Origin of the sequence: Dyella sp. (genome assembly GCF_051954575.1) — a bacterium.
Taxonomy (GTDB): Bacteria; Pseudomonadota; Gammaproteobacteria; order Xanthomonadales; family Rhodanobacteraceae; genus Dyella_B.
The window spans coordinates 1-11,381 of record NZ_JBQCHP010000003.1 but is presented as its reverse complement, the minus strand read 5'-3'; the positions used below and the strand labels follow the sequence as shown (position 1 = coordinate 11,381).

Sequence of the window (11,381 nt, the reverse complement as noted above, 5' to 3'; positions counted from 1 at the left end):
AAGAGAAGGTCGTGTTGCACTGCGAAAGTGCTGTTGCGTATGGTTCACCGATCACAGGACGTTGCAGTGCGCGGAGCGGATGGCGCGTTTGTCATCCCACTCGCGTATAACGCCTGAGTTTTCAACCCCGTCAACAAGCCACCCCGGATATGCGAAACCCAATCTTCATGTTCCCGCTGGTTTTCTTCGGCGGTCATGCTGCAGCGCATAAAGCTGCAGCAGCCGCCGATCTATATAATCATACAATATGCTCAGACGCGACAGGGCATATGGCCGTTCGATTTCATAAGGGAATGTGCTTGAAATCTTTAGCCCTGCTCGGTTCCATCGTGACGGCGGCGTTGCTGCCGTTGACCGCTACGGCCGGCCAGGCGACCAGCGCGTCGTTTGGCCACACAGCAGACGGCCAGGACGTGCAGATTGTCACGCTTACCAATAGCCACGGCATGCGTGCGCGCGTGATGAGCTATGGCGCCGCCTTGCAATCGCTGCTGGTGCCCGATCGCAGCGGCAAGCTTGCCGACGTGGTGCTGGGCTACGACACGCTGCAGGGTTACCTCGATCGCCGCCAGTATTTCGGCTCCACCGTCGGCCGCTACGCGAACCGCATCGCAAAGGGCACGTTCGAGCTGGACGGCAAGACCTATCACTTGAGCTTGAACGAAGGCCCGAACGCCCTGCACGGCGGAGCCAAGGGTTTCGACATGCAGGTGTGGAAGGTACTCGACGTGAAGGCAGGGCCCACGCCGAGCGTGACGATGCAATACGTCAGCCCCGATGGCGACCAAGGCTATCCCGGTACATTGACGGTCAAGGCCACGTATACGCTGAGCGACGAAAACCAGCTCAAGATCAGCTACGTCGCCACCACCGACAAGCCGACCATCGTCAACCTGTCCAATCACACCTACTGGAACCTTGCAGGCGAGGGTTCCGGCACGGTGATGGAGCAAACCCTGATGATTCCGGGCGATGCGATCACGCCGGTGAGCGACGCGGCGGCGATTCCGACCGGACAGATCGCACCGGTGGCGGGCACGCCGTACGATTTTCGCGCCGCCAAGCCGATCGGCCGCGACATCCGCGACGGCCATTCGCAGCAGCTGTTGTTCGGCCACGGCTATGACATGAACTGGGTGCTCAGCCGCAAGGAAATCGAGCCGCGCGTGGTGGCGCGCGTGGAAGATCCGCAATCGGGCCGCGTCATGACGCTGTGGTCGGGCAAGCCGGGCCTGCAGTTCTATTCGGGCAATTTCCTCGATGGCACCACGGTCGGCAAGGATCATCACATTTATCGCCAGGGCGACGCGTTCGTGCTGGAGCCGCAGTTGTTTCCGGATACGCCGCATCATCCGGATTTCGGTTCGGCGCGGCTGGCGCCGGGTGAAACCTATCGCAACGTGATTGTCTACCGTTTCGGCATCGACCAGGCCGCGAAATAGAGCGTCGGAAGCTGCGCCGCGCAGGATGCGCTGTACGCAGATCGATCAGCTCATCCTCCGCTTCCCCCCGGGAGCATCGTTCGCGGTGCTCCTTTTTTTTATTTCTGGCGGTCGCATGTGTTCAACCACCGCTTTGCGCGGATCGCAGCGGCACGCTGAGTTCAATTTGTAGGCATTCACGCTTTGCGGCGCTTGTTGCTCAGGTTCTCGCGTGTATCGGAAATCACCTTGAGCATGGCCTTGTGCGCCGCTTCGGCATCTTTCTCGCGAATGGCCTGCAGCACCGCGCGATGCTGCGGCAGCGAATACTTGAAGTTGACCGCGGTGAGCGCGGACATGGTGAAGTAGCTGCTCAGCGCCGTTTCGATCACCGAGAACAGCGAAATCAGCAGCTCGTTGCCGGTGGCCGCGAGTACCGTTTCATGGAAGTCGATGTCGGCGCTGGTCCAGGATTCCGGATCGTGCGAGGCCTCCATGGCGTCGAACGCGGTTTGCATGCGTTTCAACTGCGCCACGGTACGATGGCTGGCCGCGCTCGCCGCCGCGGCCGGTTCGATGATCTCGCGCATTTCCGACAGCTTCTGCACGAAGTCCGCGGTGGGCATCGACGCACAGCGCCAGGCGAGCACATCTGCATCGAGCTGGCTCCAGAAGCGCGCATCGCGCACGCGTGTGCCGACCTTGGGTCGCGCTTCCACCAGGCCCTTGGCCGAGAGCACCTTCATCGCCTCGCGCAGAGAGGTGCGGCTGACTTCCATTTCCTCGGCCATGGTGGCTTCGGGCGGCAGCACTTCACCTTGCTTGATGGCCCCGCTGACGATGCGTTGCCCCAGCACCTGCACCACGTGCCCATGCAGGTTGCGCGCGGCCATCGGCCCTACGCCGTTGCGAAGACGCCGCACAAGCGCGGGACGAGCGGTCCTGCTGGCGTTGCCGTCCCTGTCGCCTCGAAACGATGCCATTCAGCTGATCTCCTTCAATGCCACGCCGTGGATGGGCCCGCCCGATAGACAAACCAGATCGTTCAATAATCACGGCGGGACAGCACCAGTCTGAGCGGTTTCTCAACGCGCCTTGGGAGATGATGCCACGTTTCCGGGAAGCGGCTGCAACCGCCGGCCCTGTCAGGCGGCGGATCGCAGCGGCAGGCACCGTTCAGGCCGGATACCAGCCTGCTGGCGGGCGGCGCGGATGCGGCCCGGACAGATGCCGCTGACCCGTTTGAACAGCCGGCGGAACGCGGCCTCGCTGCGATAGCCCAGCTGTTCGGCGATGGCGGCGACCGAGAGTTGGCGGTCGTGTAGCAGGCGTTCTGCCACGCTGACGCGCCACTGGGTGACGTATTGCATGGGCGGCATCTTCATCAGCTGCGCGAAGCGTTCGGCGAAGGCCGAGCGCGACATGCATGCCAGCGAGGCCATCGCCTGCATGGTCCAGGGATCGCCGGGGCGGTCGTGCACGGCCTGCAGTACCTTGCAGATGCGCACGTCGGTGAGAGCAGTGAACAGGCCGCGCCGGTCGGCGTGACGCTGCGCGTAGTCGCAGATCGCCAGCGTGAACAGCGTGTCGGCCAGCTTGTTGAGCAGCACCTGGCGGCCGGGCACGCCGGCGCCGGTCATGCCGATCATCATGGCCGACAGGTTGCGGAACAAGCCATTGGCCTGGGTGGCGCGAACCACGAAACAGGCGGGCAGGGCGTGCTTGAGCGGATGCTGGGTATGGCTGGAAAAATGCAGCTCGCCGCAGATCATGCGGGTGATGGGAGCGTCGCCGGTCGGCGCCGCGCGCAGGCGATGTGCATCGCCATGCGGGAACACCACCAGGTCGCCGGGTTCCAGCAGCAAAGGTTCGCCCAGCGCGTCACTCACCACCTCGCATTGGCCGACCCCGATCAGATGAAACACGCCATAGTTGAGGCGCGGTTCGTCGAAGAAGCGGGAGCCGCATTGCCACAGCTCGTCCATCACCTCGACCCGCAGCATTGACTGATTGAGCAGAGCTTCCAGGGCCGGTTCCAGCCGCGGCGGACACGGGTCGCTGGCAAAGCTGCAGACGTGCTCTATGTACATGTGGCGACACTTCCATGGCGGAACGCTATGCCAGCTATTCGCGGGAAGTGCGGCGGCGGTTACATCACCCTATGCCCCGCAGCAGCCCGGCGCTGGCCCAGGCCTGCAGCAAGGCCACCATGCGGCCCATGGCGGCAGTCTCGCCATGGCGTTCGGCCAGGATGGCGCACAGCGTGGCAAACGCTTCGCCGCGCCGGGCGGCCGCAAGGACTTGCCATTCGTCCGCGTCCATTCGCCGGTAATGCACCGACATGGCCTGGCGCCACACCAGGAGGCGGCGCGGCCTGGCGTAGCGGCGCAGATGCGGGCGCGCTTCGCCGCGATCGGCTGCGCGCCGGAAAGCGTCCACGTTGTACGCGCAATCCAGCGTGTGGAGGTTGGCTTGCGGCAGCAGGCGCAGGCCGGCCCATGCATCGGGCGGAATGCCCGCGAGCTCGGTGATACCCAGGCTCGGTTCGTCGGCGGCGTCGAACACGGTGGAAATCGCCCAGTCCAGCCGGGCCATTTCCGACAATTGAGGGCGGTCGGAATGCGCGCCTTGCAGAAAATTCGCCAGGCCCGCGCCGTACCAGCGAATGTTGTAGTGGCCGGACGGATGCGTTTCCACATAGGCATCCAGCAGTGCATTGAAGCTGCGGCCGGCTATGCGTTCCAAGCCGGCGAATTCGTTCTTCAGCGCATCGCGCAGGCGGATGCGATAGCCGTGCTGATAGACGGCCAACCTGCTGTGCGCATCGGCAATGGCATCGCTGCGGATCGGCGGCAGCGCGGAGCTATTGGCAGCAAGCACGGCTTCCAACATCTGCTGCTGGATCGCTTGCAGCGTACTCATGCCGCATCCTTCAGCAGCGGCTCGGCCAGGACGCGGGCGTGTTCGAGTTCGGCGATCAGCTCGGGCAGCGGCGGGAAGTGATCGTCTCGCTCGATCATGGTCGATACGCGTCCGAAGCGGCGCACGGCTTGCACGTAGAGATCCCATACGGCGTTGGATACTGCCGCATCGTGTGTGTCGATGATCAGTTGCTCGCCCTGTTCATAACCGGCCAGGTGGAACTGCTGCACGCGCGACGCCGGAATGCCGCGGAGGTAATCCAGCGCGGAAAAACCGTGGTTCATCGCGCTGACGTGCACGTTGTTGATGTCGAGCAGGATCAGGCAGTCGGCGCGCTCGGCCACTTCGGCGAGAAATTCCCACTCGGTGAGCTGCGATTGCGCAAAGCTGACGTAGCTGGAAACGTTTTCCAGCAGGATGCGGCGCTTGAGTCGATCTTGCACGCACAGCACGCGGCTGACGACGTGGCTCAATGCTTCTTCCGTATACGGCAGCGGCATCAGGTCATGCAGGTTCACGCCTTGCACGCCGGTCCAGCACAGGTGATCGGATACCCATGCGGGTTCGACGCGTCGCGCAAGCGCAGCAAGTCGCGCGAGATAGTCTTCGTCGAGCGGATCGGTGCTGCCGATCGACATCGACACACCATGCATTACCAGCGGATAGCGCTCGCGGAAACGATCGAGCCAGACCAGCGGCAAGCCGCCGTCGACCATGTAGTTTTCCGAGACCACTTCCAGCCATTGCACTTGCGCAGGCTTGGCCAGCAGCGCTTCGTAGTGATCGACGCGCAGGCCGAGGCCGTAGCCGAGATAGGGGAGCGAGTCGGAGCGGGATGCGGTCATGGCGTGGCTCATTGCGAATGCCGATTTCCTCTCCCTTCCGGGAAGAGGGTCAGGGTGAGGGGACAATCTTGCGATGTTGTCGCATCCCTGCATCGCTCTCATGCAATCTGAGGCAAGCCACGTCCCTAACCCCAGCCCTCTCCCCGAAGGGGAGAGGGGGGAGTGCGGCATTACTTCTTCACTGCAGCCTGCGCCGCTGCGCAATCGGCCTGGGTCTTCTGCATGGTGAAGCCTTCACCCTTGCACGAGTTCTGGCCCTTGCACGAGTTGGTGGCCTGCTTGCAGGCGCCCTGGCCTTTGCACGACGACGAATGCATGCACTTGACCATCGCCTGGTCACCGGCGGCCTTATCGCCGACCGGCGCGGCGGACACGGCGGCGGCAGCAAACAGACCGGCGACCATCACGGCCATGGCGCTGGCATTGACTGTCTTGATGTTCATATCTATGGCTCCAAGAAGTTTGTAGGCACCGCATGGCGGCACGGAGGAATCACGGGTCCATCGCGCAGGGGAGCTGCGAATCCGGACAAGCGCATTGTGCTGCTCCGATCCATCGATCGCTGCACCCGTGCATCCCGCATTTATGCCCGTTCGTCCGGCGGATGTCAGGCAAGAAAACCTGGACGTCTGGATATGGAGGGCGTGGGCGAGCCCGCGCATCATGCGCTTACTTCATGGGCAGGAATATGTGCAATGCGTCATATCGTAGCTACAACCGCTTCGCGCCTGCTTGGCATTGCGCATGCTTGGCGCTGGCTCGGTCCGCTGGTGGTGCGAGTGGTGTTCGGTTACTTCTGGCTGGAAACCGGTATCGCCAAGGTGCACAACCTCGACGGCTTTACGCAGCGCTTCGTGGGTTGGGGCATTCCTCACCCGGCCTTCAGCGCGGCGCTGTCGGCGTGGACGGAACTGCTCGGCGGGCTGTTGCTGATGCTCGGCCTGTTTACCCGCCTGGTCACCATTCCGATGATCATCAACATGATCGTTGCGGTGACATTGGTGGTATCGAGCAACCTGATGGGATTGGACGACTACGTCGAAGCCGACGAAGTGGTCTATTCGCTGATCTTCTTTTGGTTCCTGGTCGCAGGACCAGGCAAGGCGAGCCTGGATACGCTGGTGGCGCGCTGGCTGGGCATTCGCACGTACGATTGATCAGCGCGTGATCCATGTAGGTTGGGGTGCAAACCCCAACATCGTGATGGATGCACGCATGGCAACGTTGGGGTTTGCACCCCAGCCTGCGTCAGTGTGCGAAGAAGTAAAGCAGCAACTTGCCTGCAATGCTCCACATCACCAAGGCAATCAGCACGTCCAGCACGCGCCACGCCAGCGGCTTGCGGAACAACGGTGCCAGCAGGCGCGCACCATAGGCCAGGCCGAAGAACCAGATGAACGAAGCGGTGGCCGCGCCCACACCGAAAAACGCACGCGGCCAGGGTGCCGGCCACGGTGCGGCCAGGCTGCCGATCAGCAGCACCGTATCCAGGTAGACGTGCGGATTGAGCCAGGTAAATCCGGCGCACGCGGCCAGCACCGTCCAGACGCTGCCGGCGTTGGCGTGCGTATCGGCGGTAAGCACTTCCGGATGAAACGCGCGCCGCATCGCCTTGATGCCGTACCAGGCCAGCACCAGTGCGCCGGCGCACGCCACCACCATCAGCAGAAGCGGATGCTGCCCGACGGCCGCACCCAGTCCGCCCACGCCGGCGGCGATCAGCACCGCATCGGACAGCGCGCAGAACAGCGCCACCGGAAAACGATGCGATTGCAGCAAGCCCTGCCGCAGCACGAAGGCGTTCTGCGCGCCGATCGCGACGATCAGCGAGGAGCCAAGCAGCAACCCGGAAAGAAACGGAGCGTGGACAGCGCTTGCGGCGATCAATATGCGAATTCCCTGAAGACCGGATCCACGCTGCCGTTCCACGCGCCATGGAACAGTTCCAGTTTGCGCTCGGCAGGCGTCTGGCCAGCTTCCACGATGTCGATCATGGGTTCAAGGAAGATGCTTTCATCCGCGCCATGTCGGTTGAGCCGATTGCGGCGCTTGAGTCCATGCGCGGCGATCTGCAGCGTTTCGCGCGCCAGCTCGCGCACCGTGCCGCTGCGGAACGGCAGCTTGAGGGCATGCTTGGGCACGCCGTCACGCAATGCGTGGCGCTCCTCGCGGGTGAAATCCTTCACCAGATCCCACGCTGCATATAACGCATCGTCGTCGTAGAGCAATCCGACCCAGAACGCCGGCAACGCGCACAGGCGATTCCACGGGCCGCCGTCCGCACCGCGCATTTCCAGGTATTGCTTCAGGCGCACTTCGGGGAAGGCGGTGGTGAGGTGATCGCCCCAATCCTTCATGGTGGCGTGCACGCCGGGCAGTTCATCGAGCGTCCCGGCCATGAAGCGCTTGAAGTCCTTGCCGGCCAGGTCGATGTAGCGGCCGTCCTGGTAGCTGAAATACATCGGCACGTCGAGCATGTAATCGACGTAGCGCTCGTAACCGAAGCTGTCCTCGAACACGAAATCGAGCATGCCGGTGCGATCGGCGTCGGTATCGGTCCACACGTGCGAGCGGTAGGACAGATAGCCGTTCGGCTTGCCGTCGGTGAACGGCGAATCGGCGAACAGCGCGGTGGCGATCGGTTGCAGGGCGAGGCTGGTGCGGAACTTGCGCACCATGTCGCCTTCGCTTTCGAAATCCAGGTTCACCTGGACGGTGCAGGTGCGCGTCATCATATCCAGGCCGAGCGAGCCGACCTTGGGCATGTACTCGCGCATGATCTTGTAGCGGCCCTTGGGCATCCACGGCATCTCGTCGCGCCGCCATTTGGGCTGGAAGCCCATGCCGAGGAAGCCGAGCCCCATCCCGTCGGCCACCGAGCGCACTTCCTCCAGATGGCTGTTCACTTCGCAACAGGTCTGGTGGATGGTTTCCAGCGGCGCGCCGGAGAGTTCCAGCTGGCCGGCCGGTTCCAGCGTGATGTTGGCCTTGTCGCGCACCAGCGCCACCGGCGTGTCGCCTTCGCGGGCGATGTCCCAGCCGTAGCGTGTGGCGATGCCCTCGAGCAATGCGCGGATGCCGTGCTCGCCTTCGAACGCGGGCGGGCGCAGATCGCTGGTGCGGAAGCCGAACTTCTCATGCTCGGTGCCGATGCGCCATGCCTCGCGCGGCTTTTCGCCGGCCGCGAGATAGTCGATCAGTTGCTGGCGACCGTAGATCGGGGTGCTTTTGACGGCACTGGGTATGGACACGGGGCGAGCCTCACGGGAATAGCCCTCGACTATGGAGGCATCGCATCGCCGCGAAAAGGGGGTGAACGAAAAAATTGTACGGGGCGGTATAGGAGCCGGGAATCGGATCGTAAGAGCGGGCATGAGCCCTCGCGCGATCGCCCTTTACCGGTTCACGATTTTCGATTCTCGGCCGACGACCGGGTCACCAAGAAACGTCACGCGCATCCGCGCACCGGTTCCCTCATGGGCGTCCAGGATCTCGAGGCGCGCATGATGGCTGCGCGCGATCTCCTCCACGATCGCCAACCCCAGGCCGCTGCTTTGTCCGTCGCTGCCGGCGGCGCGATAGAAACGCTCGCGCACGCGTTCGCGCTCCGCGGGAGGAATGCCGGGGCCGCTGTCTTCCACTTCCAGGTACGCCACGCCTTCGTACCGCCCGCAGCGCAGCGTGATGCGGCCGCCGTCGGGCGTATGCCGGATCGCATTGTCGAGCAGGTTGATCAGCAGTTCATGCAGCAGCCACGGCACGCCGCGTGCGTGCGCCGGCTCGCATTCCGCACCCAGGTCGATGTTGCGCGCGAGGGCGCGATCGAGCATGGAGTCGGCCACCGTGCCGATCAGCGGCGCCAGCCGCACGTCGACGAAATCGCCAGGTGTATGCGCCGAAGGTTCCGCGCGCGCCAGCGCCAGCAGCTGGTTGGCGGTGTGCGCCAGGTGGTCCACGCTGTCCTGCAGGCGCGCGATGCGATCCTGCTGGGCTCCGTCGTGGGTTTCGGTGGCCAGTACCTCCAGTTGCGCCTTCAGCCCGGTCAGCGGCGTGCGCAGCTGGTGCGCCGCATTGGTGAGAAAGTGCTGCTGTGCGTGCGCCGCATCGCGCACGGTCAGCAGCAAAGTATTGAGCGACTGCACCAACGGGTGCACTTCCCTGGGTACCGATTCCAGCGGCAGTGGCTGCAGCGATTGCGGCGACCGGTGCACGATCCGCTCACGCAGCCGATTGATCGGGCGCAATGCGACGGTGATGCCTAGCAAACACAGGCCAAGCACCAGCAGGAGCTGGATGCCGTCGCTGAGGCCGATCACTGTGTCCAGCCGGTGCACGCCATGATCGCGCCGGTGCACGGTTTCGCCCACGCTGACGATTACCGGCTCGCCGCTTACCTGCGTGCGATAGCTGACCACTCGCAGCGCCAGTTGCTTGTAGGTGACATCGCGATAGCGGAAGCTCTCTGCGTCGCCGCCCTGCGCGATCGGCAGGCTTGCATCACCCGCCAGCGTATGTCCGTCCAGCAGGCATACGCGAAACAGGAAGCTGTCCCGCGCGCCCGGAAACAGCCGAGTCCATACCGTCGGTCGCTCGCCGGCTTCGACATGCGCAGGCAGGCGGCCATGCTCGTCGGCCTTGTCCTCGGGCGGTGGCGGTGGCGGCGGCGTGCGGCCGGACGGATGCACGGGAACCGGACCGAAATCGGGCTTTTCCAGATAGACCTGGCCGTTGTCGCCACGCTCCAGGTGCGCCGCAATGGCGACCGCGGCACGCGAGAGCGCGCGATCGAACGCGTCATAGATCGGCGTGACGAAGCTGCGGTGATCCACCCAGATGCTGACCACCAGCAGCAGCACCAGCGGCAGCAGCAGATAGCCGAGCAAGCGTCCGCGGATGCTTGGCGCGCGCCTGAGTAGGGGAGTGGCCATTCGCCTAGGCGTCGTCGAGACGATATCCAAGGCCGCGAATGCCGCGCACCGTCGCCGATTCGCCCAGCTTGGCGCGCAGTCGCGAGACGTGCACCTCGATCGCGTTGCCGGAGATTTCCTCGTCCCAGCTCACGATCGCCTGGATCAACCGTTCCTTGCTCACCACGCGGCCGCTGTGGTGGGCAAGACATTCCAGGATCGACCATTCGCGGCGGGTGAGTTCCAGCACGCGCCCGCCATCGTCGATGGCGCGGCGTCCGGCCAGGTCGATGCGCAGGCGGCCCACGACCATTTCGTTGGCGGTGGCGGCGGTAGCACGGCGGATCAGCGCACGACACCGCGCGGCCAGCTCGGGTAGGGCGAACGGCTTGACCATGTAATCGTCGGCGCCCAGGTCCAGCGCGTTGACGCGATCGTCCAGGCCGTCGCGCGCCGTCACGATCAACAGCGGCAACGAGCTGCCATCGCGGCGCAGGCGGCGTACCAGGGTGAAGCCATCCTCTCCGGGCAGGCCCAGGTCCACGATGGCCAGATCGTAGTGGGTAACGTCCAGGCGGCTTTGCACGGATTCGGCGTCGGCCACCGGATCAACGACGTAGCCGGCGGTAGCCAGCCCGCGCACGATGGCGTCGGACACCAGATGATCGTCTTCAACCAGCAGTATGCGCATACGACCAAGGCGTGAGTGGGATCGCAAAATCCTATCAGCTAATGCCGTTTTTATCTGTCATGTCATAGGACCAGTCGGCGCGCGAGCCAGGGCGCTACAATGCCTGCCCATTCTTTGGTTGTGCCGTTTTATGTCCGACATCCCCGCCTGCCCGATTTGCCATATGGAACACACCTATCCGGACGGCGAACTCTACATCTGCCCGGATTGCGGCCATGAATGGCTGCGGGTGGCCGCAGCGCAGGTGGAGGCCGAGCAGATCGTGCGCGACGTGAACGGCAATGTGCTCAAGAGCGGCGACAGCGTCACCGTGATCAAGGACCTGAAGGTGAAGGGCGCTTCGATTCCGCTCAAGCAAGGAACGATGATCCGCAACATCCGCTTGATCGATGGCGACGTGGAGCATATCGAGGGACATTCGGACAAGATCCAGGATCTGGTGTTGAAGGTGTGTGTCTTGAAAAAGGCGTGAGGCGGAACCTTGGTTTTTTTCCGTATAGAGCTGCCATCCCCCTCAAGGTCGTCCTTACCCCGAAAGCGGGCCACCCAATTAAAGAGCGCCAACGAGCAACAAGGATTCCCGCATTCGCGGGAA

The 11,381-nt window shown here is 63.7% G+C and carries 12 protein-coding genes; 3 read left to right on the top strand and 9 right to left on the bottom strand.

The window, feature by feature from the left end; genetic code table 11:
- Positions 1-299 precede the first annotated feature (299 nt).
- Positions 300-1,442 (top strand): aldose epimerase family protein, encoded by a 1,143-nt coding sequence (locus ACTHNE_RS00615; RefSeq protein WP_324939722.1) that lies wholly within the window; start codon positions 300-302, stop codon positions 1,440-1,442.
- Positions 1,443-1,618: 176 nt separating this feature from the next.
- Here ACTHNE_RS00615 and ACTHNE_RS00610 read toward each other — a convergent pair whose 3' ends face one another.
- From ACTHNE_RS00610 to bufA2, 5 genes are all read right to left on the bottom strand, one after another.
- A complete protein-coding gene (locus tag ACTHNE_RS00610; RefSeq protein ID WP_324939725.1) occupies positions 1,619-2,404 on the bottom strand; it encodes a FadR/GntR family transcriptional regulator in 786 nt (261 codons plus the stop codon).
- 162 nt (positions 2,405-2,566) lie between these two features.
- On the bottom strand, positions 2,567-3,511 hold the full coding sequence (locus ACTHNE_RS00605; protein ID WP_324939727.1) for an AraC family transcriptional regulator: 945 nt from the start codon (positions 3,509-3,511) through the stop codon (positions 2,567-2,569).
- A gap of 64 nt (positions 3,512-3,575) precedes the next feature.
- Positions 3,576-4,343 (bottom strand): HvfC/BufC family peptide modification chaperone, encoded by a 768-nt coding sequence (locus ACTHNE_RS00600; RefSeq protein ID WP_440268300.1) that lies wholly within the window; start codon positions 4,341-4,343, stop codon positions 3,576-3,578.
- Entirely contained in the window at positions 4,340-5,188 is an 849-nt protein-coding gene (gene bufB / locus ACTHNE_RS00595) for an MNIO family bufferin maturase (RefSeq protein WP_324939733.1), read from the bottom strand. The genes ACTHNE_RS00600 and bufB overlap by 4 nt, the downstream gene beginning before the upstream one ends.
- Before the next feature lie 170 nt (positions 5,189-5,358).
- Positions 5,359-5,631, bottom strand: a complete 273-nt coding sequence (bufA2, locus tag ACTHNE_RS00590) for a BufA2 family periplasmic bufferin-type metallophore (protein WP_324939736.1) — start codon at positions 5,629-5,631, stop codon at positions 5,359-5,361.
- 252 nt (positions 5,632-5,883) lie between these two features.
- Here bufA2 and ACTHNE_RS00585 point away from each other — a divergent pair, with 252 nt between their 5' ends.
- Positions 5,884-6,345 carry a DoxX family protein gene (locus ACTHNE_RS00585; RefSeq protein ID WP_324939739.1) on the top strand — a complete coding sequence of 154 codons (462 nt, stop codon included), beginning with the start codon at positions 5,884-5,886 and terminating at the stop codon, positions 6,343-6,345.
- A gap of 91 nt (positions 6,346-6,436) precedes the next feature.
- Here the strand turns inward: ACTHNE_RS00585 and ACTHNE_RS00580 are convergent, their stop codons facing one another.
- The 4 genes from ACTHNE_RS00580 to ACTHNE_RS00565 form a co-directional block, all read right to left on the bottom strand.
- The gene (locus ACTHNE_RS00580) at positions 6,437-7,078 is read right to left on the bottom strand and encodes a LysE/ArgO family amino acid transporter (RefSeq protein WP_414649711.1); all 642 of its coding nucleotides are present in this window, start codon (positions 7,076-7,078) and stop codon (positions 6,437-6,439) included.
- Entirely contained in the window at positions 7,072-8,439 is a 1,368-nt protein-coding gene (locus ACTHNE_RS00575; protein WP_324939745.1) for a glutamate--cysteine ligase, read from the bottom strand. Before ACTHNE_RS00575 ends, ACTHNE_RS00580 begins: the two co-directional genes overlap by 7 nt.
- Positions 8,440-8,583: 144 nt before the next feature.
- Positions 8,584-10,116, bottom strand: a complete 1,533-nt coding sequence (locus tag ACTHNE_RS00570) for a sensor histidine kinase (RefSeq protein ID WP_440268299.1) — start codon at positions 10,114-10,116, stop codon at positions 8,584-8,586.
- Positions 10,117-10,120: 4 nt separating this feature from the next.
- Positions 10,121-10,786, bottom strand: a complete 666-nt coding sequence (locus ACTHNE_RS00565) for a response regulator (protein WP_324939750.1) — start codon at positions 10,784-10,786, stop codon at positions 10,121-10,123.
- A gap of 130 nt (positions 10,787-10,916) precedes the next feature.
- Between ACTHNE_RS00565 and ACTHNE_RS00560 the strand changes: the two genes are divergently transcribed.
- Positions 10,917-11,258, top strand: coding sequence for a zinc ribbon domain-containing protein YjdM (locus ACTHNE_RS00560; protein WP_440268298.1), 342 nt, complete (start codon positions 10,917-10,919; stop codon positions 11,256-11,258).
- The last annotated feature ends 123 nt before the right edge of the window (positions 11,259-11,381 follow it).